Here is a 20,505-nt window from a genome sequence, read left to right on the forward strand (position 1 = left end):
AAGGCCATCCGGAGTAGAACTAGTCACCCGACGCTTCTTTACAAGATACACTGAAACATTAACCTTCCATCGGAGGTTGGCATGGCGACCTGTCAGCTAAGAAGCAACTTCTCACCCGGGATGAAAGCCTGGTTTACCAATTACTGGCGGGACGCGGCAAGGTGGAGCTCAACATTGCCAGGGTTGAGCGTTACTTTGTCCCCTTCGTATCCTTCCTTTCGGACGATCAGGCCCCGCGCGTCCAATATGGCGCGATTGTTCACAATAGGACGGACGTGTTGGGGCCGAGACCGTGGCCGACTTGCTCGTTATGCTCAACGACATGACCGGCCGGGCGGCCAAATTGAAAGTCGTGTTCTATGGTGGACTCGCCCGCAGAGACAACTGGGCCGCATTGCCTCCTTGTGCTAAGGCGGCTTACGTGGTGTTTGGTCCACGGCGGCTATCGTCAAGACTCTGCAGAGACAATGGCGGCCTCGTGTCCGCGGTAGGCAACAAACTTTCCGGGTTTCGTCCACCTCGAAAAAATTCAAAGTCGGCATTGAGTAATCGTTTTCGCATGGAGGTTAAAGGAATGAAGGATGAACGCATCGAGCGTGCGGCAATTGTTTTAGTCATCGATGATGATCCCTTCATTCGGTTGCTCGTACGCGACTGCTTGGAAAAGACCGGCCTGGCGGTATATGAGGCCGTTGATGCTGCGTCGGGGTTAGCCGCGATTGGAATGCACACACCTGACATCGTCCTGCTCGATGTCGTGATGCCAGGCATCAGCGGCTTCGAAGCTTGCCGCCAAGCGCGCCAGCTCCCCAGCATGCAATTCTGCCCCATCGTTATGCTTACCTCCCTTGAGGATACGGACTCGGTCACGCAGGCCTACGAGGCTGGCGCCACCGATTTCATCAGCAAGCCTATCAACTGGCAGCTGCTCCAGCATCGGGTACGCTTTATCTTAAAGGCATCTGAATCATTTCGTTCCATACAGAAGAGCGATTTGCAGCTGGCTAATGCACAACGGATATCGTCGGTCGGCAGTTGGGAGTGGAACATCAATGCCGACACCGTGTCTTGGTCGAATGAGATGTATCGTATCTGCGGCGTGCGCCCTGGGACCTACGGTAAAAACTATCAGACCTTTCTGGCGCTTGTACATCCAGCGGACCGGCTACAGGTCGAGGCGGCAGTACGTGATGCACTCGATCAAGGGCCGCCATACGACTTGGAGCATCGCTTATTGCTAGCTGACGGCACCGAACGCCATGTGCATGGGAAGGGCGATGTCGTGTTCGACCTCGCTGGCAAGGCTATTTCGATGAACGGAATGTTGCAGGATATCACCCAGCGCATGCTGGATCAGCAACGCATTCATTATCTCGCTAACTATGATGCACTGACTAGTCTCCCTAACCGCAATCTTTTGGAGGATCGCATGCTCCAGGCGATCACCCAAGCCAAGCGCAACAGCGACGGCATCACCGTTCTGTGTCTCAATTTGGATGGGTTCAAGTTCGTCAACGACAGTTATGGTCACGCCGTTGGCAATAGCTTGCTCAAGAAAGTTGCCGTTCGCCTTAAGGAGGCTGTCCGCGAGTCCGATACCGTTGCATGTCTCGGTGGCGATGAATTTGCGCTAATCTATCCCGGTTTGGTCAACAACAGTGACGTGATGCGTTCGGTGCACAGAGTCTTGGGCCTGTTCGCTGAGCCATTTATAGTGGACTTGCGTGCTATTCACGTCACTGCAAGTATCGGTGTCTGTCTTTATCCCGATGACGGTGAAAACGTTGGCGTATTGTCTAAGAACGCCGACGTGGCCATGCACGAGGCTAAAGAAAGTGGTCGAAATTGCTATAAATTCTATGCGCAGGAAATGGGACGTCGTATTGACCAATATGTGGAAATGGAGAACGCCCTGCGAGTGGCGCTCGACCAGAATCAATTCGAGGTCTACTATCAGCCCAAGGTCAATCTTCGCAGTGGAAAATACTGCGGGGTAGAAGCGCTGATCCGTTGGAACCATCCGCAGAATGGCATGATCCAGCCCGGCACCTTTATTTCCCTGGCTGAGAAGTCGGGAATGATTTGCCCGATTGGGGAATGGGTAATGCGCACGGCCTGCGCTCAGGCCAAGGAGTGGTGTGAAATGGGTTTTGATGACATATCGGTTGCGGTCAACCTCTCGGCATACCAGTTTAGTCACGAAAACGTGGCGAACCTCGTGTCGCGCATACTCTCCGATACCGGACTAGGGGCCCATTACCTTGAGCTTGAATTGACCGAGAGTATGCTTATTAGCGATAGCGACAACATGCTTATGGCTCTGCGCGAAATTAAGGCAATCGGCGTCACACTCACACTCGACGACTTCGGAACCGGCTATTCAAGCCTGGCTTACCTGAAGCGATTTCCCTTCGACGTCATCAAGATTGACCGCAGCTTTGTCCGCAATATAACAACAGATGCAAACGACGCGTCGCTGACCAAAACTATCGTGTTGATGGCCAAGTCCTTGAAAATGAAAACCGTCGCCGAGGGCGTGGAAACGCAGGGGCAGTTGGGCTTCCTCAGTTCAATCAAATGCGATGTCGTGCAAGGCTTTTACCTTAGCAAACCGATCAACGCGGCCGCTCTGACTGAACTGCTGCGCAAGCAGAAGGGCCATCCCGTTGTGCCGCGTGAGTCCGTGCCTGAACGAACCATCTTGCTGTTGGATGACGAACCACATGTGCTAAGTGCGCTCAAGCGCGCTTTTCGCAACGAAGGTTACCAGATACTTCAGACCACGTCCGCAATCGAAGCCTTCGAACTGCTGGCCATGCATCGCGTCCAAGTGATCATCAGCGACCAGCGCATGCCAATCATGTCCGGCACGACCTTCCTGTCCAAGGTAAAAGAACTGCATCCTGAAACGATCCGTATTATTCTTTCTGGCTATACAGAACTCAACTCGGTCATTGACGCAATCAATCATGGCGCCGTGTATCGTTTCTTTACGAAACCGTGGGACGATCAGAATCTGCGCGATCAGATTCGGGAGGCATTTGAACACCAGTGGCTGCTTCATGGCAGGCCGCATGAGCATTTATTGCAAATGTAGGGCACCACGCCTAGTGGCTTAACCTCGTAGGAGACCGTCATGACATCGTTGGTGCGATCGGGGATATTGGCACTGCTCCTGCTATTGGCGTCGGGCTTTGCGATGGGAGATGGACAACAGGCTCGGGCATTAGTGGTCGGCAGTGAGGAGGAATTCCCTCCATTCTCCACCGGAACCACCAGCGCGACAGCCGGAGGATTCACTGTGGAATTGTGGAAGGCGGTGGCCAAGGAACAGGGCCTGACCTATACCTTGAGGGTCGCTCCCTTCAATCAAATTCTTCAGGAATTCAAGGACGGAAAAATCGATGTTCTAATCAATCTTGCACAATCTGAGAAGAGGCGCCAATTTTCCGATTTTACTGTGCCTCATGTGACAGTCAATGGTGCAGTATTTGTACGGGCGGGCGAGTCTAATATCAATGTTGAATCGGACCTGACGGGAAAATCGATAATTGTTGTGCAAGCCGATTTGGCGCATGACTATGCGTTGTCCCAAGGTTGGAAAAATCGGCTCGTGATCGAGCCGACGGCTACGGATTGTTTTAAACTCTTGGCCTCGGGAAAGCATGATGCGGTACTTATTAGCAAGTTGGTGGGAATGCAAACACTACAGGCATCTAATATTCACAATGTCAAGCCGTTGGATATCAAAGCTGGTTTTGCACAAAAATTCTCGTTCGCCGTAAAAAAAGGGAATGCCGAATTGCTCGCAAGCATCAATGAAGGCATGTCCATCGTAAAATTAAACGGTACCTACGACCACATTCACGACAAGTGGTTTGGCATCTACGAAGTGCGCAAAGTGTCGCTGCGCGATGTCTTACCGTATTCGATTCCGGGGCTGATTTTGGTCCTAATACTGCTGGGCTATGTCGCGCATCGACGTCGTATTGAAAATATGCTGCGTCACTCGAATGAAAATCTGGAGGAGCGGGTTGCGTTGCGCACGCGGGAGCTCGAAGTGGCAAAGGATTTTGCTGAATTGTCGTGTCGCGCCAAGGGAGATTTTCTTGCTAATATGAGCCATGAAATTCGCACACCGATGAATGCGGTTATCGGCATGCTGCATCTGACATTAAAAACCGACCTCAAACCAAAACAGCGCGACTATCTGGAAAAGATAAGCGTGGCCAGTAATCATCTGCTCGGCATCATCAACGATATACTCGATTTTTCGAAGATCGACGCGGGAAAGCTGGATATCGAGGTAATCGATTTCGATATAAAGGGGCTGCTTCAAAACGTACACGATCAGGTATTGTTCAAGGCGCTGGAAAAGAGCATGCGCGTACGTTTGGAAATCGATCCGAACTTACCTCGTTACCTACAGGGAGACCCGCTGCGTCTGACGCAAGTACTGCTCAACTTCGCCAATAATGCGGTTAAATTTTCAGTCAGCGGCGAGATCGTTATCGCCGCTTCGGAGAATAACGCTGGGACCGATGACAGCTTGGTCCGTTTTGAAGTACGCGATAGCGGCCCTGGCATCAGCAGCGACGAACAGGAGAAATTGTTCCAGCCGTTCCAGCAGGCCGATACGACGACCACACGTCGCTACGGCGGCACCGGTCTCGGACTCGTCATCAGTAAACAGTTGGTGGCGATGATGGGCGGTACCGTCGGGGTGAATAGTAAGCTTGGTCAGGGAAGCATTTTCTGGTGTGAGATACGTTTTGCGTTTGGCCGCGCGCCGCTCGGAAATGACGATATGCGCGCACGGAAAAACACACCCTGTTTGAACGGGATGCGTATTTTGCTTGCGGAAGACAACCTGCTCAACCAACAAGTGGCAGGCGATCTGTTGGAGGATGCGGGCGCATTGGTCACAGTCGCATGCCATGGAGCCGAGGCGCTGGAACTGTTACGGGAGAAGTCTTTCGACTGTGTTTTAATGGACATTCAGATGCCGGAGATGGATGGTCTGGAGGCGCTCAAGTGCATCCGAGCAGATCCAGCCCATCGCGACCTGCCAGTGATCGCGCTCACCGCCAATGCACGTAGCCAAGAGCGCGAGCACTACATTGCCTCGGGTATGGATGACGTCATCAGCAAACCGATAGACGCCACGCTGTTATTTGAGATTCTCTTGAAGTGGGTAACCTTGCCGGAATCTGGGGCGCAAGTGCAGGCACCCGCTCCAGCCGGACCGCCAACCGAAATTGCGAACCAGCCGGACCAGCCCATCGATGTCACACCGCTGCTTGGACCGCAGGATTTCGATTTGTCGGTATTGTCCAAGCTTTGCGTCGATAATCCACAGCGCTTAGAACGCTATGTCGAAGTGTTTATTGACTCGTTGCAGCACGCTATAACGGAGATCAACGTGGCATTGGAGGAGCAAGATAGTGCGGCGATCAGTGCATTGGGTCATAGAATCAAGTCAACAGCCAGCACCGCCGGCGCCACAGGTTTGGCCGATCTGGGACGCTTGCTGGAAGCGACGCGAACAGACGCTAACTTGGAGCTGGCAAGCGAACTTATTGCTCGACTTCCAACTTACTTGGCGGTAATCAAGTTATTGGCCGAATCGCATCAAATTCGGATGTCTCCATAAAACTGTATAAAACTGCCGGCCGATTGTAGGGATACAGGTGCAGCCGGTATGGATCGGATAGAGGGCCATCCCTTGTCATCTCACCACCACCCGGAAAAAAATGGCATCGACCAACGCCATGTGAATCTCAATAAATCAATGAGTTGCAGAGGGATTTGGGTATTTTTACACGAATCCCGGCCGGCCCTCTTATAGGTATGCTTGAAATTATTCCATACACTCTACAAAGTTCCAAGGCCCCCTGATGGCGTGTGGACATCAGGGAAGCTGGCCGATCGCTCCGGGTGCGGTCGCCGCCACGCAATCGGACTGAAGGCCGGAATCAGCTCAGCGCGCGGAAGAAATCGCGGACGTCCGTGATGATGGCCAGCGGTTCTTCCCAAGCCATTGGCGCTTGGTCGGCGTCGTAGTCTTCGGGCGCTGGCGTACGGCCGGAGGTGCGCCAGAAATTAACGCCGGTCGTACGCAACGGGGTAGAGAATCCATAGCCCGGCAAAGAGGGCATCACCAGGTCGAAGGCATCGGCGGGATCGCCGCCGTACGCGCCCGGATCGGTGAGGGGATCGATCACTTTCCGATACTCCCAGAATGTCCAGGGCCAGCCGTGTGAAAGGATCAGCGGCTTGGGATTCGCTCCCTCGTCGACCCAACGCGTCAGCTTGAGACGCACGCGCAGGTCGTTGAGCACTTTATCGGGCACATCGACGCGAAATGGAGTCATAGCTCTCACTCCTTGCGGAAATCCGGAAGAGCCTGCCGCAGCGATAGTGAATCATTCCGAAAAGCATGTCAGGGGTAGGGGGCAGAGAGCGGGCCGGACTGTTAAAGAACTACGCTTTAGTGTAGGCGCTCGCAAGGTGATTGCAAGCGAAGCCAGCCCTCTACGTCGTGAACCAGCTGCCTCAATCGCACGAAGAGTCCCGGGGATTTGTAATCCAATGTATCTGAATCCGCGCGCGGTACAAAACATTGCAGAACACGGTACGTGCCGACACACGCCCGATACGCGGGCACGGTCTAATGAAGCCAGTGCATCGTATGCAATCCAAGCCACCACTGGAGAAACTCGTGACCGAAACATCAAGCCATCCCCGACGACGCCAGTTTAGTACAGCCGGCGCCATCCTTGCAGTTTCACAGCCCGGCTCGATACCGTCGGCGCTTGCGCAAAGTACCCGCCCGGAGACGTTCATGACGTCGACATTACGTATCGCATGCGCGGGCCTGGCCCTGTCGTTTGCAGCACACGCCGGCGCGACCGACCTCTGGATAAATAGCGACAGCAGGAGCAGGGAGTCCTTGCTCGGCTCAGTCGTCCTGCTCGAGGTTGGGACAACCAATACGTGCATCGTCTGCAAAGCGCAGCCATTGCCAATGCGGACCCCGACGGAGCTTGCGCCGCGTCGCGGCGATCCCGATTTTTATGAGTCGGTCAACCGCAGGCGCGAAGGCCAGCCCGATGTCGCCTTCAGCCCGCCGCCCATCGCCGATGTCAGCTGGCGTGCGATTGCCAGTCCCAAGCTGGTACCGCAGGTATCACGGTTGCGTGACGCTTCGAGCCGGTAGAACGGTGTGAAACGTGTCGGCAGTTCGGGCGGAATGCCCGGACCGCCATTTCAAGCCCCAACATACGGTCGCTCTCGTTGAAACGGGCCGTCAGCATCAGGATCGACATGTTGCCGTAGGGGCGGGCGCGCGGGCATCGGTTCCACATGTTGAATCTGGTACGGTGCGGCGCCGGCCCATAGGGCGGGAATCCAGGCGAACTATTTCTGATGATGCATCAAAATTAGCACCAAAAGATACTATAATTGATGCAGTCAATTTGGAGGTAGTCATGCGAACAACAGTTAATCTAGATGATGAATTGCTCGCAAGAGCGCACGACATTACGGGTCAGACGGAGCGTGGCGAACTCTTGCATGAGGCACTTCGTGCGCTGATTGAGCGCGAGGCTGCCCGTAGACTGTCTCGGTTGTCCGGAAGCATGCCTGGCGCAAAAGATATTCCACGTCGTCGCGGTGGGTGACATGATCCTCGTTGACACATCGATTTGGATTGACCTTTTGCGTGGCTCGGGCCCATTGGGCGAAATGTTAAGCAGGAATGAGGTTCAAACGCATCCGTTTGTGATTGGAGAACTTGCCTGTGGCAGTTTGCCTGACCGCCCAACCACTCTTAAGCTATTGCTGGAATTGCCGTCGGTGCGAGTTGCCGGGAACAGCGAAGTTCTATTTTTCATTGAGAAACATAACTTGATGGCTCGTGGGGTCGGCTATGTTGACATGCACTTGCTTGCATCAGCAGCGCTAGACGCATGCAAACTCTTCACCCGCGACAAACGATTACACAACATCGCTGATGAGCTGGCACTCGCTCACGTAGTCCAGCGAAAAACCTAATCTTCGCGTCATCGGTTAAGCCGGTAGCCGGGTAGTCGCTAGGGTGCCTTGTCAGGCAGCAGCCCAAGTTGAAGTAGCCCTGTCATCCAATCCTCAGTGTGCCATGTTTGGGCAATTTTTCCGTTTCTTACTTCATGTATGTCTACAGCCTGGATCGACAGCTTTCGGCCAGTGCCGCCGTGGCCCATGAAAAAACCTCGATGGGTGCCTGTTATTGCCGAGCGAACTACTACCATGTTGCCATCGCTCACAATCTGCAGTATTTCAATTCGGAAATCTGGAAATGCTCGCTACAGTCCAACCATTGTCTGGCGAGCTCCCAGCGGGCCCGGCGGCGTATTTGGCGGCGACGGGATATCTTGCCACTCATCCGCCAGGAGGTGATCGAGCATCTCCGGTTGGTGGCGGTCAAACGCCTCATACCACCTCACAGCGATTGCCTCTGACGTTTTTTCGGCAGCATGGGCGGGCACAAATGACAGAGCAAGAAGAAAGAAAATGGCAATAAATTTCATAGGGTTCTCATTGGTAGTTCGAGGAAGGCGAGCTTTGTTTTTTCGGTATTCCGGTCGCCATTGATAGCGTTGGCACTGCTTGGCATCAGTGCCACATGTACGTTGGGATGCATCGCAAGGAATCCTTGATCGATCTCATCAGCAGAAAGTCGTGAATGGCGCCCAATCTCAGCATATTGTCGGATTCGGCGTAAGAAAGATTTGAGACGACTTTGACATCCCATCCCAGCTTCCTGGAAAGATATCTCGCCATTTCGTCATAGACGGGCATCCCTTTTAACGACAATGTGGCCGCCGTGACAACAATCGGCCAGCGGCGGGAAGGTGAGCAGTTTCGGTGCTGGCTCCGATGCAAGCGGAATGACTGCGGGCGGCCGCCCAGCTTCGGTGCCAGTTTGCGCCCATGCGGCGACGCTGAACACAAGGTTTGCTGTGGCGGTGGCAAGATGTTTGAAGGGGAGAGGCATATCTTTTCCTTTCGGATGGAGGTGGTTTCAACTCCTGCGCCTGCCGCATTTCTTTTGCAGGGCAATAGGGGGACTGAGCAAGTGCTTGCGGTCTCACATCCAGAATGCGTGCCGAGTGTATCGACAGTGTAGCCATGGAGCCGGGTTGTGCAATGTTATGTATCTGAAGCGCCTGCGTACTCATTGCGATACACATCCCCGGCACTTGCTGCCTATAGTTGTCTGCAATGGACCGCGACCGCGCGGCCCCATTCCCCGCTGTGCGGAGACGGACACTGGCTGCTCGTCAGCAAGGTGTTTGAGGCCGTGCGCTGCAATCAACTTAGGAGAGAAAATGAATCATCCACACCCCGGAACTGCCGTCATTACCGGCGCCTCGACCGGCATCGGCGCCCTGTACGCCGAGCGCCTTGCCGCACGCGGCTATGACCTTGTGGTGGTCGCGCGCAACGGCGAGCGCCTGCACGCGCTCGCCGAACGCTTGCGCTCCAGCACCGGCCGCGAGGTGCGCGCCGTGACCGCAGACTTGACCAAGGAGGCCGACCTGGCAGCCGTTGAAACCCTGCTGCGCGGGGATGGCACGATCACGATGCTGGTCAATAATGCAGGCGTCGGCGCCACGGCCCCGCTGCTCGACTCCGACATCGTCAAGATGCAGCACATGATTGCGCTCAATATCGTTGCGCTGACGCGCCTGACTTATGCCGCCGCGCCGGGTTTTGCCGCACGCGGGCAGGGCACTTTCATCAACATCGCCTCAGTCGTCGCCATTGCGCCTGAAATCCTCAACGGCGTGTACGGCGCGACCAAGGCCTACGTGCTGGCGCTGAGCCACTCGCTGCGGCATGAACTGGCGCACAGGGGCGTGCGTGTGCAAGCCGTGCTGCCTGGTGCGACGGCGACTGATTTCTGGAAAGTGGCGGGCACCCCGGTCGAACATTTGCCCCAGGAAATCGTGATGCGTGCCGATGCCATGGTCGATGCCGCCCTGGCCGGTCTCGACGCCGGCGAATTCGTCACGATTCCCGCTTTGGAGGACGGCGCGAAGTACGATGCCTACGAGGCCGCGCGCTTGGCGATGCATGCTGAACTGTCGACCACAGTCCCGGCATCCCGCTACGGGATTACCCTGGCAGCGGCCTGATTGTGGCAGAACTTGCCATCGGAGTCCGGGTCGATTGCGGCCCACGTGCATCGATCCCGAAGCATGCGCCTTCAGGCGTCGGGATCGGCAAAATGCTGGCGGGCGTTATGGAATATGATGGCGATAGTAAGCCGGTGATCCTCAAGGCGGGCCCGTCGCTGTATATCCCTGCCGGTGCGATACATTCACCCCGAAACCTGCGCAGCGGCAATGCCGCTGGACAGGCCACTTGCTTCGTCAAATATGGCGAGCCTTTTCTGGTACTCGACAAATGAAAATGCCTTCACCGATCGCGCACAAAAAGTGCACCCTCCCGTTCATCGCCAGCGCCGTGTTCGTCGGGTGCGCGCTGGCCATTGCAGGCGCGTCCTCGGCGGCCGCTGTGTCGATTCGAAGCAACTTGCCGACCGAAGGGACCATGGCCGGCTTCGCTGGCGCGACCACCTGGCTCAATTCCGCGCCGCTGTCGGCGCAACAATTGCGCGGCAAGGTGGTGCTGGTCGACTTCTGGACCTACTCGTGCATTAACTGCATCCGCAGCATGCCTTATGTGCGCGCGTGGGCCGCAAAATACCGCGACCAGGGCCTGGTCGTGGTCGGCGTCCACACGCCGGAGTTCAAGTTCGAAGAGGACTTGGTGAACATCAACGCCGCAGTCCGGCGCTTTCGGATCGACTTTCCGGTAGCGGTCGACAGCAATCACGCGATATGGCAGGCCTGGGGCAACCGCTATTGGCCGGCCTTTTACCTGGTCGATGCGAACGGCAAGATCCGCTACCACCAGTTCGGCGAGGGCAGCTACGACAAGATGGAACGCGCGATCCAGTCGCTGCTGGCGGAAGCACGCGGCAGCGCCGGAGACACCAGCCTGGTGAGTCCGGCGGCGGGTGCGGAAGAGATGGCGCCGCATTTGGCCAGCGTGCGGTCCGAAGAAACGTATGTCGGTTACGGCAAGGCGTCCAATTTCGGCGCCACGCCAAAGCTGCGCGAAGACCGCCCGCAGTTGTATTCGGTGGACCGGCTCGACCTGAACCAGTGGGGCTTGTCGGGCCGTTGGGTGGTAGGCCGGGAAAGCGCCGTCGCCGATCAGGCTGGCGCGGGGCTGGCGTATCAGTTCAGCGCGCGTGACCTGCACTTGGTGCTTGGGCCCGGTATGCCGGGCAGCAAGGTCAGGGTCAAGGTGACGCTCGACGGCCGTGCGCCTGGCGCCGACCATGGCGCGGACGTGGACGCCGATGGCAATGGCCTCATTGATGCAACCCGCCTGTACCAATTGGTGCGGCAATCGGGCCCGGTGCGTGCGCGGCGCTTCGAGGTACGCTTCATCGACAAGGGCGCAGAGGCGTTCGTCTTCACCTTCGGCTGAGCCGGAGTCGCTCCCAGCACGCGTTCAGCGCGCGCTGGCCGGTCAGCCGGCTTTGCGCATGCCCAGATTCGCTTCCAGGCCGCCACCTTCACGCGTGGCCAGCGACAGTGTCGCGCCCAGCGCTTGTGCCAGCTGGCGCGCGATGGCCAGCCCCAGTCCGGTGCCGCCGGTATCCCGGTTGCGCGATGTCTCGATCCGGTAGAAAGGCTGAAACACCGCTTCCAGCTCGGTGGCGGGTATGCCGGGGCCGCGGTCGAGCACTGCGATCTCGAAGCCGCCGTCCGGCTTGCGCCGCAGTTCGATATCGGCCTGGCCGGCGAACTTCAGGGCGTTGTCGATCAGGTTGCACAGCACCCGGCGCAGCGCGCGCGGCTTGGTCAGGATGGGCGTACCACATTCGCCGCTCAGCGTCACAGGCTTGCCTGCATCGGCATAGTCGGCGGCGACGCTGGCCAGCAGGGCGTCGAGGTCCACCTTGCAATCCTCCTCGACCGCGTTATGCAGCGTGCGCGCGAACGATACGCCTTCGCGCACCAGCGTTTCCATCTCGAGCAGGTCGCGCTGCAGCTTGCCGCGCTCGGGGCCATCGTCCATCAGGTCGGTGCGCAGGCGCATGCGGGTGATCGGTGTCTGCAGGTCGTGCGACACCGCGGCCAGTATCTGCATCCGCTCGGCCACGTTGGCCGCGGGCAGGCGGTCGAGCAGCGCAACTGAGCTGGCAACGTCGCGTTCCAGGTTACCCATCATCATGTCGGTCGCGACCTGGTAGCGTTCGTAGAGGATGGCGCCGAAGGTGAGCGCATTCAACAAACAGGAAAATCAGCGCGGCCAACAGGCGTTTGATGGTTCCTCCGCCGGCATGCGAGGCGGGGAGCACGGCCTGATCATCATGGTTCATTTGCGTATTCCGGAAAGTGTGCGATGAGACCTTATACACGCGCCCGCAGCAAGATTTGCGTCTCATTGTAGCCATCTCCATAGCCGGCAACAAAACATTGCAATGGTCCTTCCCCAAGCCATCAACGGGATGCGCCGTCCCGCGGCGCAATCCTAACTTTCGGGCATGGATTCGTATCTCACTGTATGTGGCGCCCGCCCCGGATACGAGACATTACGTTGGCAGCGATCGCTGACATGGAGGCGATACATCCGGAACGTCTAATGGATACATCGAAGCAACGATGCTCGACTCATCCAAGGAGAACACCATGCATAAGTTCAACGCCGCCGCAGTCCTGATCCTTTCCGCCGTCGTTGCTACCGGCGCCACCGCCGCCGGCACCCATGACGCCGCCCAAAGCGTCACCCGCGAACAAGTGCGCGCCGAAGTGCTGGCCGCACGCGCTGCCGGCACCCTCGACATCACCGAAGCAAACTATCCCCGCGAATACCCGACCGTATCGACCGTCACCCGTGCCGAGGTAATGGCTGACGTGATTCGCGCCCGCGCCGCCGGTGAACTGGACGTGACCGAAGCGACTAACCCGTTTCCCGACGCAAACTGGAACTGATCGAGGGCGTCACCGACTTGCTCACACGCGTGCTGAACAAGAATCCGGCAACCACCTTCGTCATCATCGACGAAGTTGAGACCGACAGCTGGGGACTGAACCGCGAAAACATCACGACCGCCATCGAGAAATTCGGCGCCATCGATGCGCTGGTCAACAACGCCGGCATCTTCTTCCCGAAGCCCTTCATCGATTACACGCCGGAAGACGTCAAGTCGCTGGTGCATACCAACCGGGAAGGCTATGTGTACATCAGCCAGCTGGCAATCAAGCAGATGCTGGCACAGCAGCGCGGCGGCAGCATCGTCGCCATCTCGAGCAGCCTGGTCGACAACCCGATCGGCGGTTTCACCGTCGCCGTTCCGATGATGACCAAGGGCGGCATCGATGCGATGAGCCGCAACCTGTCGATGGAATATGCGAAAGACGGCATCCGCGTGAATGTGGTGTCGCCCGGCGTCGTCGCTACCCCGCTGCACAAGGATAATCCGGTCGATTTCCTCAAGACGCTGTCGCCGATGGGACTGATTGCCACCGTCGAGGACATCGCCGATGCCGTCGTCTACCTGACCGAGGCGAAACAGGTCACCGGCGAAGTGCTGCACGTCGATGCCGGCGCTCATAACGGCAAGTGGTAAGCGGCCGATACCGCTTGCGCCCGTCCGCCACCGCATCGCGGCGGACGGGCGTAATCAAACATACATGTAAAGGTAGCTCACTATGTCGATTCAAAATGTTCTGTACCGCGCCAACGCCCGGGCAACCGGCGGCCGCGCCGGCCGCGCCGTGTCCTCCGACGACGTGCTGGACCTCAAACTGACGACGCCGAAAGCACTGGGCGGCGCCGGCGCGGTCGGCACTAATCCGGAACAGCTGTTTGCTGCCGGCTACTCGGCGTGCTTCATCGGCGCGATGCAATTTGTCGGCCACCGCGACAAGATCGCGGTGCCGGCTGACGTTTCGGTCGAAGGCACGGTTGGCATCGGTCCGATCGCAACCGGCTTCGCCATCGAAGTCGAGCTGAAAATCTCGCTGCCGGGCATGGATCGCGCCGTAGCGGAAGAGCTGCTCGCGTCGGCCCATATCGTGTGCCCGTACTCGAATGCGACACGCGGCAATATTGATGTCACGCTGATCCTCGTCTGATTCTGACCGGCGCGTTGCCTGGCCACCTGGCCGTGATGAACGCCGCGCCGTTCACCAAGCCGAAAGCGGCGCCGATTGAAGTGGAGCGCGGGCCTGATCCGCTCGACGCTGAACGGATCAGTCCGATGTCCCGACAAGATGCAGTGACAGTGCATGCAATCCCGATTCACCCACCCCTAAATTGAAAGCAATATCATGTCTTCGAATTCGACCCAAATCTATTACACCGGAAAAACCCACACCACCGGCGGCCGCAAGGGCGCATCCCGCAGTTCGGATGGCAATCTGGATATCGAGCTGTCGCCACCAGGCAGCAACGGCAAGGGCACCAATCCGGAGCAGCTGTTTGCGGCCGGCTGGTCGGCTTGCTTCATCGGCGCCATCGGCAAGGCGGCCGGCAAGCTGGAAGTGGCACTGCCGGCCGGCTTGGCGGTCGATGCCGAAGTGGACCTTTGCAACACCGACGGCGCGTTCTTCCTGCAGGCCCGCCTGAACGTCCGCCTGCCCGGCCTGGGGCCGGACATTGCGCGCGCACTGGTAGACCTGGCACACCAGACCTGCCCATATTCCAAGATGAGCCGCAACAACATCGAGGTGCAAATCAATCTGGTCTAAGCGCAGCGGCGCTCACTCCCGACAACGCATTCCTGAGACGACGACGACGCGCTCGCATACCCGTCGGCTGTTCTTCCCCAAACCCAGCATGCATGTTGGGATTGGCTGCGCTTCGATGGCGCGAAAAGCCATCTGGCTCTCGACACGTTGTCCAGGCTGAATCAGATCGTGGGCTGCTGGCCGGATAACGGGCCGGCCGGTGAGCCGGACAAGCGGCCTTTCATTGAGCGGTTCCACACTGATGATGACGGTAACGACCTTCATTGCGCCATCCGCGGACAGATTGCGATGTGTGCCGATGCGCCGGCGTCATCGCCGTATCAGAAATGTGATCGCGAAAAAATAGGGGGCGCAGACGCCACCCCGGCATAGCCCGAAGGGCGATCCTCGGCTCGTTTCGGGCCGTCGACAAGCTCCTGCGGCAACGGGCCGTTCGCCCCATCCAGTACTTCGCATGAGCGCTGAATATTGTCTTCACGGAAGGCGATGTGCTGGCCGGCCCATGCGTGCGATGGGACCGCACGCGGAACCCGGCCTCGATCGGCAGCTACGCGCAAACGTTGTCGAACAGGGCGGCGCCCCTGGACTGATTTTCGTGGCCAGCCGAAATTCGCATGCATTCTGCCGTTGCGCTGCACTCGCGTGTACAACTGCGTTAGAAGTGCGACACAAAAGCGCTCTGCCGCGCGCGCTCCGCCATGCCGGTCAATCACCTCGGATCGCAGCTTGGAAGCGGCTCACCGGCCGGCAGGTGGTAGGCAAAGGAACTTGCGATGGCACCGGATTGAACCGCAATTACGCGTTTGCCAGGCTGCTGGCGCCGAATAGCACCCCGACGACAATCTTCCCGGATGGAAGAGTTCAGGCTGGAATGATGTTCACTGCTGAAGTCGCGCGCACCTTCGCAATCAAGTCGATGAAGTGCTTCACAGCCGCATTGTGCGCCGAACCGCCGCGACGTCGCGGGCAGGCTGTGTTACCTTCCGGTTTTAATCTATATAAGGCAACTAAGAATGCGTACTCCAATCGTGATGATGATGATGCTGGTGTCCTCGCTGGCAGCCTGCTCCAGGCCGGCCGCAACCGTGCAAGCGGACGCACCTGAACAGACAAGCTCCGCCGCATCGGCGCACGTGCCGGCAACAACAGCGGCAAGTCCGCCGGCAGAAACGGCGGGAACGCCAGCGTCAACTACGCCTGTAACCCCGGTGGCGGATACCCCAGCCGGCGCTTCGGCAGGACGGATCGCCAGGCCGGTCTTGTCGGCCCAGGGCTACGGCCCGGTCAGGTTCGGCGACAAATTGAGCGCCGTCGAACAGAAGCTCGAAGAGAAGAGCGTGCCACTCGGCGAGAACGATCCGGCATGCAGCTCCGTTCGCTTCAATCAAGTGCCGGGCGCGCGTTTCATGGTCGAGAAGGGCATCGTTACGCGCGCCGACGCCGACGCCGGCACGCCCAACGAACTGGGGCTGGCCGTCGGCGATACGCTGGCGCAGGCGAAGAAAAAATACCCGGCGATCGAAGTCGGTCCGCACAAATACCTGCCGGCGGGCCATTACCTGAGCGTCAGGAGCGACAGTCCGAAGGCTGCGATCATCATGGAAGAAGACGGCAAGCACATCACGAAAATTCGTGCCGGCCTCGAGCCTGCCGTGAGTTACGTCGAAGTCTGCCTGTAAGGCGAGATCGGCGGCTCGCCTAATCGACTTTGCGCGCCACGCCGCGGTGCGTGGCGCCATCGTTCAGTGGCCGGAAAAATTGTTTTGGGTGAAACCACATCTTTGAGCGAAACCTTGAGCGGCGCTCTGCCGAAAAGGGCGCCGGTACTCTCGACTGAACTGTGACGGGCTTTCATCGCCCACCTCGAAGGCGACAGTGGCCGCTTCCACGTTACCGGTCAACGGCAGGCAGAAGCGCTGAATCGATTCTGGGAAAACCTGAGGGAAAAGAGCAGGGTGACGATCAATCACCCGGACCTTCCTGATGCGCTGAAGGTGGCAACCGGTGAGCTTGTCGCCACACTCTGGCAGACCGCTCAGGAAGCCGCTCATGAAGGCCTTGCCTCATTTCAAAGCGAAGCTCAGGCAAGAATCAGCTTGGCGGAGGATGCGGTGTCGAGGTCGACGTCCAACCTTAACGCGGCCCGCGCCGACCTCGTTGCATTGGAAGATGAACTCCGTCACGCGCATGATCAGATCGAACTCCTGCGTCACGAAAGCACATCGCTCAATTCGACCAATGCCGCGCTCGAAGGACAACTCAAGAGTGCGCGAGCCGATCTGGAAGGTAGTCTTGCGCGACTTGATGCCTCTCGTCACGATTTTGCGGTCGAGCTCGACAAGGTACGATTGTCTGTAAAGCAAAACGAAGCGCGCCTCAGCGCCACCGAAGCCAGAGCCCTTGTCGAAATCGATCGCGAACGAATGGCCGCGAGGCAGGCTCGCAAGGCATTGGAGGCCGCACTTTCGGAAAAGAAGGCGGCTGTTGATCGTTACAGGGAAGAGACAATGTCACTCCAAAAGCAGCTGGCAACCTTCAGTCACCAGAATGGCATGCAGGCAGGCGAACTACGTGCCATGACAGCCAACCTGGAGAAATCACAGGCCGAACTCGACCGCTTGCACGCACAGTTGGGCGCGGCGGGCGCGGAGGTTTCCGCGCTGAGAGCCAAGAACGAGATTCTGGATGAGCAGAAATCGAGCTTAGCGACATCGAAAGAATCGGTGGCTCCCGGAGGTCAGTCGCGGACTCGAAAGCAGACGAAAACGACCACTCAATCCGCTTGATGGCAATGGACCCGTTTCCGGGTTGGTTCGCTGGCCGTTTTCATAGGGACGAGCCCGCGATCAGCACCAGTTGCATTGGCACTTTTACTTCACAACATTCGGGAATTGGCACTTTTGCTTACACCAATCGGGCACTTTTGCTTCACCAGACGATTTTGGGCGAGGCGGGATTAGGGCACACTCGTCATCGTCATTTGACATAATATAAATTATGCGAAGACCAGTAGCTTACCAGCCGTTGCGCTATACCGTGCCGTCCGTTTGCATATAGTTGGAACTCAAACGTGCATAAAGTCGGACCTGGGGTGCTCGCGTCGGCTGAACCGGATTTGCTACTCGCACGGACGGCCACTTCTGAGCACCGCCTTTCCATAGCGGACTGAGGTGTATTGGTGTTGCCTATGCCTTACGCAGTGCTTTTTCAACACGGGCGTACATTTTCTCGAAGGACGAACGACTCTGATCCCGTTTGTACTTGGCGATGTAGTCTTTGATCGCCGCCTTCGCCTCCGGCGCGCGACCTAGCTTCACAAGAACCATTGTGTATCTCTCGAGGATCGCGAGATCTCCGGAAAAGCCGAACTCGGCATTTTCGTCATCAATTAAGTCGCCAACCAGATCCAGTTCGAACTTGATGAAGGCATATTCCGCGATCGCCGCAATGGCCGCAGCGTACTTTTCAGCCGCTTGCGCCGGAGCGTCTTTCTCAAGCTCGCGTGCTAACTGAGCCAGCGCCCGATTCGCGTTTCGCAGTCGACGGAATTGGTCAATCGCACCGTAATCCGAGCGCCTAGCCATGTTAATCCAATTGACCAAAGTGGCGACTTCCTGCGCTAGCCACTGACTCTCCAGGCGTTCAGCCTCATCCGCACTAAGCCCCTCGATCAGGACCTTTACCTCGTACTTGCCGCCTGTCCTCCGTTCGACGTAGCGATGCCACAGAGGGTGTCGGTCGTCGCTCCACGCGCGACGGCCCGCGCCCTTGCCGATATAGAAGATGTTTCCGTCTTGATCCAGATGCGCATAGACATACGATTCGCGCGGATGGCTCTGATTGGCGTCAGGATCCGCGCGAAGGCGCCCGGGCGGCGCGTCGACGAGACTAATGCCGTTGTTGTCGATCGAAATATGCATCTCGCCCCTCGATTGCTATTGCGTTTTTAGTGACAAATCTTGCGTCATTGCTCGCCAGCGATTGCGCGTTAGGTAAACAAGCGCTCTAACGTATTGCTCACATCGGTGTCAATTTGGTAGCGTGAGTTGACCGCGCTCGTGATACGTTTCAGAGACAAAGTCAATGAAGGCAACCGCGGACGCTACCGCCAATCGAGCATGCCGAGCCTGGAGCCCCCTGTGCTGTCCGTCCCGTCCGTGTCCTGATCCATAAAGGCCTCGCAGTTGAGCAAGGTTATGAGTTACTTGGGTCAGGTTCCGGAGGATGAGACGAATGTTTTCCGCCCCCTTTGCTTCATCTGTTATATTTTCAGGCACGAGGCGCAGCTCCTTACAAAGCAGCTTCGTCAAATCGCCTAAGTCAGCCCCTCTGGAATACTCGATTCCACGCTTGGACAATATGCTTTTGCAGCACGATTCGACTAATTCCTTAGCGGTGCCGATTGCCAACGCGGGATCGCGTTCGATGGAATGTTCAAGCCTCTCGATCTCTTTCTGCATCCATCCAGCATCGAGAGCATCTGCAACTGTGCGCGCCCGTGAAACCGCGCGCTGGCCGTTCGAAAGCAACTGACGGAAGGAGAATCGTTGCCGACCCGCGATCTTTTCATCCTCGAAAAGCTCCCACGCAACCGGTCGCAATTGGTCGTTAAATTGCTTCACCAACGAAAGTGCCGCATCGCGATCTGGTCGTACCACTGGATGAACCACCTCGCAGAGAAATCGAAGGAACAGCTCGGCGCGGCAGCTCAGCAAGTTAAAGCGAGGGTCGCAGAATACCCAATCGTCATCCCAGTCCGTGGGGTTGTTGATACGATGCTGCCAAATATCGCCTGACGCGTCTGGGAACCGATGATCGGTTGAAGGAAAGGACTTCAAATCGTATAACCGCGCGAGAAATGCGACCTCATCGAGCCGGCCACTCCAGCTCACGTTGTCTAGCGCAAATCCATCTATAATGGTTCTTCTAACTTCCTCCGGCAATTGACCAGGAGCGGCGCGCCAGTCTGGGCAAGTTTCGACTTGGGGAACAATCTTTACCGAGTAACTATCGCCGGTAAATTGCTCAATTACGGCGGCCAGACGCTTAGATATCTGCTCTTCAATAGTCTGCCGTCTGGAACCTAGTTTCGCGTAGTCGCTGGCGTCGATGCTAAAGCTAACCGTCCATAAATTTATGCCGCCATTCCAATTATCCCACCCCGTGATCTCCACGCGTGCTGGTGCCCGCCTGACCAATTCGGCCGCCTCAGTAAACCCTTCTGCACTTAGGAGATTGGTGACCGTTGCGAGCACTTGTTCAAATTCTTGGCTATTTTCCATTTGGCAGTTGTAGCGATTCAGACTATGGGAGAACGGTTGCAGCACGCAAAACTTGGCCTAAACGGGGTCACCAGTGACCTGTCTAGAGGTCAGACTCACGCGTCGCGCTCTGGAACAAATGCCTACGAAGCGTTGATGTGGAGGCTGGAATAGAACTCCAGGTTTGCCCTGCCCCGCGCCCGCTCAAGTCGCTTAGCAGTTTCAGCTGGTAGCAAGACGGCTGTGACCTCATTAATCACAGCGCCTTGTTCGGCCCTGCAAAATTTAGCGAACAACTCGCCGAATTTTTCTACGAAAGAATATTGAGCCTCGGCGGCGTCAACCGCATACCCAATCCAAACCATTAAAGTATGCCCCTCCCCTGTCGCGCCGTAATCAGCCCAGACCGTCCAGATCGTCTTCAT

The 20,505-nt window shown here is 57.3% G+C and carries 21 protein-coding genes and 2 pseudogenes; 13 read left to right on the forward strand and 10 right to left on the reverse strand.

Translation table 11 applies throughout. From position 1 onward, the window contains the following. Positions 1 to 292 precede the first annotated feature (292 nt). The gene (locus tag HHL21_RS20665) at positions 293 to 3,097 is read left to right on the forward strand and encodes an EAL domain-containing protein (protein WP_169469432.1); all 2,805 of its coding nucleotides are present in this window, start codon (positions 293 to 295) and stop codon (positions 3,095 to 3,097) included. A 39-nt stretch (positions 3,098 to 3,136) separates the two neighbouring features. After that, a complete protein-coding gene (locus tag HHL21_RS20670; RefSeq protein ID WP_169469434.1) occupies positions 3,137 to 5,653 on the forward strand; it encodes a transporter substrate-binding domain-containing protein in 2,517 nt (838 codons plus the stop codon). Between the two features lie 322 nt (positions 5,654 to 5,975). Here HHL21_RS20670 and HHL21_RS22065 read toward each other — a convergent pair whose 3' ends face one another. Together HHL21_RS22065 and HHL21_RS20680 are read right to left on the reverse strand one after the other, a co-directional pair. Further along, on the reverse strand, positions 5,976 to 6,374 hold the full coding sequence (locus HHL21_RS22065; RefSeq protein ID WP_206085949.1) for a hypothetical protein: 399 nt from the start codon (positions 6,372 to 6,374) through the stop codon (positions 5,976 to 5,978). Between the two features lie 700 nt (positions 6,375 to 7,074). Continuing rightward, positions 7,075 to 7,254: an ATP-binding protein gene (locus HHL21_RS20680; protein WP_169469476.1), complete on the reverse strand. Its 180-nt coding sequence runs from the start codon at positions 7,252 to 7,254 to the stop codon at positions 7,075 to 7,077. Between the two features lie 236 nt (positions 7,255 to 7,490). Here HHL21_RS20680 and HHL21_RS20685 point away from each other — a divergent pair, with 236 nt between their 5' ends. Then, positions 7,491 to 7,682 carry a type II toxin-antitoxin system VapB family antitoxin gene (locus tag HHL21_RS20685; RefSeq protein ID WP_169469436.1) on the forward strand — a complete coding sequence of 64 codons (192 nt, stop codon included), beginning with the start codon at positions 7,491 to 7,493 and terminating at the stop codon, positions 7,680 to 7,682. A 1-nt stretch (position 7,683) separates the two neighbouring features. Continuing rightward, positions 7,684 to 8,055: a type II toxin-antitoxin system VapC family toxin gene (locus HHL21_RS20690; protein WP_169469438.1), complete on the forward strand. Its 372-nt coding sequence runs from the start codon at positions 7,684 to 7,686 to the stop codon at positions 8,053 to 8,055. A gap of 38 nt (positions 8,056 to 8,093) precedes the next feature. On the opposite strand, the pseudogene HHL21_RS22225 reads toward HHL21_RS20690, so the two are convergent. From HHL21_RS22225 to HHL21_RS22230, 3 genes and pseudogenes are all read right to left on the reverse strand, one after another. Beyond that, positions 8,094 to 8,333: pseudogene (locus HHL21_RS22225) on the reverse strand (ester cyclase); the annotation flags it as partial. A 12-nt stretch (positions 8,334 to 8,345) separates the two neighbouring features. Next, a complete protein-coding gene (locus HHL21_RS20700) occupies positions 8,346 to 8,570 on the reverse strand; it encodes a hypothetical protein (protein ID WP_169469442.1) in 225 nt (74 codons plus the stop codon). A 257-nt stretch (positions 8,571 to 8,827) separates the two neighbouring features. Then, the gene (locus tag HHL21_RS22230) at positions 8,828 to 9,037 is read right to left on the reverse strand and encodes a DUF6130 family protein (RefSeq protein ID WP_370659773.1); all 210 of its coding nucleotides are present in this window, start codon (positions 9,035 to 9,037) and stop codon (positions 8,828 to 8,830) included. Between the two features lie 334 nt (positions 9,038 to 9,371). Between HHL21_RS22230 and HHL21_RS20705 the strand changes: the two genes are divergently transcribed. From HHL21_RS20705 to HHL21_RS20715, 3 genes are read left to right on the forward strand one after another with little or no spacing between them, the layout of a single operon-like run. Continuing rightward, the gene (locus HHL21_RS20705; RefSeq protein ID WP_169469444.1) at positions 9,372 to 10,181 is read left to right on the forward strand and encodes an SDR family NAD(P)-dependent oxidoreductase; all 810 of its coding nucleotides are present in this window, start codon (positions 9,372 to 9,374) and stop codon (positions 10,179 to 10,181) included. A gap of 2 nt (positions 10,182 to 10,183) precedes the next feature. Then, on the forward strand, positions 10,184 to 10,456 hold the full coding sequence (locus HHL21_RS20710) for a cupin domain-containing protein (RefSeq protein ID WP_169469452.1): 273 nt from the start codon (positions 10,184 to 10,186) through the stop codon (positions 10,454 to 10,456). Beyond that, entirely contained in the window at positions 10,453 to 11,547 is a 1,095-nt protein-coding gene (locus HHL21_RS20715; RefSeq protein WP_169469454.1) for a thioredoxin family protein, read from the forward strand. Before HHL21_RS20710 ends, HHL21_RS20715 begins: the two co-directional genes overlap by 4 nt. 42 nt (positions 11,548 to 11,589) lie before the next feature. On the opposite strand, the pseudogene HHL21_RS20720 reads toward HHL21_RS20715, so the two are convergent. Beyond that, a pseudogene (locus HHL21_RS20720) lies at positions 11,590 to 12,255 on the reverse strand (sensor histidine kinase); the annotation flags it as partial. Positions 12,256 to 12,755: 500 nt separating this feature from the next. Between HHL21_RS20720 and HHL21_RS20725 the strand changes: the two are divergent. From HHL21_RS20725 to HHL21_RS20740, 4 genes are all read left to right on the forward strand, one after another. After that, positions 12,756 to 13,058 carry a DUF4148 domain-containing protein gene (locus HHL21_RS20725; RefSeq protein WP_169469456.1) on the forward strand — a complete coding sequence of 101 codons (303 nt, stop codon included), beginning with the start codon at positions 12,756 to 12,758 and terminating at the stop codon, positions 13,056 to 13,058. A gap of 17 nt (positions 13,059 to 13,075) precedes the next feature. Beyond that, positions 13,076 to 13,696, forward strand: coding sequence for an SDR family oxidoreductase (locus HHL21_RS20730; RefSeq protein WP_229496650.1), 621 nt, complete (start codon positions 13,076 to 13,078; stop codon positions 13,694 to 13,696). Between the two features lie 82 nt (positions 13,697 to 13,778). Then, the gene (locus tag HHL21_RS20735) at positions 13,779 to 14,204 is read left to right on the forward strand and encodes an organic hydroperoxide resistance protein (protein ID WP_169469458.1); all 426 of its coding nucleotides are present in this window, start codon (positions 13,779 to 13,781) and stop codon (positions 14,202 to 14,204) included. 195 nt (positions 14,205 to 14,399) lie between these two features. Then, positions 14,400 to 14,819, forward strand: a complete 420-nt coding sequence (locus tag HHL21_RS20740; RefSeq protein WP_169469460.1) for an organic hydroperoxide resistance protein — start codon at positions 14,400 to 14,402, stop codon at positions 14,817 to 14,819. 12 nt (positions 14,820 to 14,831) lie between these two features. Here HHL21_RS20740 and HHL21_RS20745 read toward each other — a convergent pair whose 3' ends face one another. Further along, a complete protein-coding gene (locus HHL21_RS20745) occupies positions 14,832 to 15,083 on the reverse strand; it encodes a hypothetical protein (protein WP_169469462.1) in 252 nt (83 codons plus the stop codon). Positions 15,084 to 15,832: 749 nt separating this feature from the next. Between HHL21_RS20745 and HHL21_RS20750 the strand changes: the two genes are divergently transcribed. Both HHL21_RS20750 and HHL21_RS20755 read left to right on the forward strand, forming a co-directional pair. Beyond that, a complete protein-coding gene (locus HHL21_RS20750) occupies positions 15,833 to 16,498 on the forward strand; it encodes a RodZ family helix-turn-helix domain-containing protein (RefSeq protein WP_169469464.1) in 666 nt (221 codons plus the stop codon). A gap of 276 nt (positions 16,499 to 16,774) precedes the next feature. Next, on the forward strand, positions 16,775 to 17,605 hold the full coding sequence (locus HHL21_RS20755) for a hypothetical protein (RefSeq protein WP_370659774.1): 831 nt from the start codon (positions 16,775 to 16,777) through the stop codon (positions 17,603 to 17,605). Between the two features lie 399 nt (positions 17,606 to 18,004). Here HHL21_RS20755 and HHL21_RS20760 read toward each other — a convergent pair whose 3' ends face one another. The 3 genes from HHL21_RS20760 to HHL21_RS20770 all read right to left on the reverse strand — a co-directional run bounded on the left by HHL21_RS20760 (position 18,005) and on the right by HHL21_RS20770 (position 20,505). After that, on the reverse strand, positions 18,005 to 18,739 hold the full coding sequence (locus tag HHL21_RS20760) for a GIY-YIG nuclease family protein (protein ID WP_169469466.1): 735 nt from the start codon (positions 18,737 to 18,739) through the stop codon (positions 18,005 to 18,007). A 108-nt stretch (positions 18,740 to 18,847) separates the two neighbouring features. Beyond that, on the reverse strand, positions 18,848 to 20,101 hold the full coding sequence (locus tag HHL21_RS20765; protein WP_169469467.1) for an abortive infection family protein: 1,254 nt from the start codon (positions 20,099 to 20,101) through the stop codon (positions 18,848 to 18,850). A 122-nt stretch (positions 20,102 to 20,223) separates the two neighbouring features. Next, positions 20,224 to 20,505, reverse strand: a complete 282-nt coding sequence (locus tag HHL21_RS20770; protein WP_169469469.1) for a hypothetical protein — start codon at positions 20,503 to 20,505, stop codon at positions 20,224 to 20,226.

It is taken from the genome of Massilia polaris, assembly GCF_012927275.1.
Taxonomy (GTDB): Bacteria; Pseudomonadota; Gammaproteobacteria; order Burkholderiales; family Burkholderiaceae_D; genus Telluria_A; species Telluria_A polaris.

Excerpts from the sequence above, each read along its gene's own strand:
- HHL21_RS20670 (WP_169469434.1), top strand. The coding sequence starts at position 3,137 with ATGACATCGTTGGTGCGATCGGGGATATTGGCACTGCTCCTGCTATTG.
- HHL21_RS22065 (WP_206085949.1), bottom strand. The coding sequence starts at position 6,374 with ATGACTCCATTTCGCGTCGATGTGCCCGATAAAGTGCTCAACGACCTG.
- HHL21_RS20685 (WP_169469436.1), top strand. The coding sequence starts at position 7,491 with ATGCGAACAACAGTTAATCTAGATGATGAATTGCTCGCAAGAGCGCAC.
- HHL21_RS20690 (WP_169469438.1), top strand. The coding sequence starts at position 7,684 with ATGATCCTCGTTGACACATCGATTTGGATTGACCTTTTGCGTGGCTCG.
- HHL21_RS20700 (WP_169469442.1), bottom strand. The coding sequence starts at position 8,570 with ATGAAATTTATTGCCATTTTCTTTCTTCTTGCTCTGTCATTTGTGCCC.
- HHL21_RS22230 (WP_370659773.1), bottom strand. The coding sequence starts at position 9,037 with ATGCCTCTCCCCTTCAAACATCTTGCCACCGCCACAGCAAACCTTGTG.
- HHL21_RS20705 (WP_169469444.1), top strand. The coding sequence starts at position 9,372 with ATGAATCATCCACACCCCGGAACTGCCGTCATTACCGGCGCCTCGACC.
- HHL21_RS20715 (WP_169469454.1), top strand. The coding sequence starts at position 10,453 with ATGAAAATGCCTTCACCGATCGCGCACAAAAAGTGCACCCTCCCGTTC.
- HHL21_RS20725 (WP_169469456.1), top strand. The coding sequence starts at position 12,756 with ATGCATAAGTTCAACGCCGCCGCAGTCCTGATCCTTTCCGCCGTCGTT.
- HHL21_RS20735 (WP_169469458.1), top strand. The coding sequence starts at position 13,779 with ATGTCGATTCAAAATGTTCTGTACCGCGCCAACGCCCGGGCAACCGGC.
- HHL21_RS20740 (WP_169469460.1), top strand. The coding sequence starts at position 14,400 with ATGTCTTCGAATTCGACCCAAATCTATTACACCGGAAAAACCCACACC.
- HHL21_RS20745 (WP_169469462.1), bottom strand. The coding sequence starts at position 15,083 with ATGAAGGTCGTTACCGTCATCATCAGTGTGGAACCGCTCAATGAAAGG.
- HHL21_RS20750 (WP_169469464.1), top strand. The coding sequence starts at position 15,833 with ATGCGTACTCCAATCGTGATGATGATGATGCTGGTGTCCTCGCTGGCA.
- HHL21_RS20760 (WP_169469466.1), bottom strand. The coding sequence starts at position 18,739 with ATGCATATTTCGATCGACAACAACGGCATTAGTCTCGTCGACGCGCCG.
- HHL21_RS20765 (WP_169469467.1), bottom strand. The coding sequence starts at position 20,101 with ATGGAAAATAGCCAAGAATTTGAACAAGTGCTCGCAACGGTCACCAAT.
- HHL21_RS20770 (WP_169469469.1), bottom strand. The coding sequence starts at position 20,505 with ATGAAGACGATCTGGACGGTCTGGGCTGATTACGGCGCGACAGGGGAG.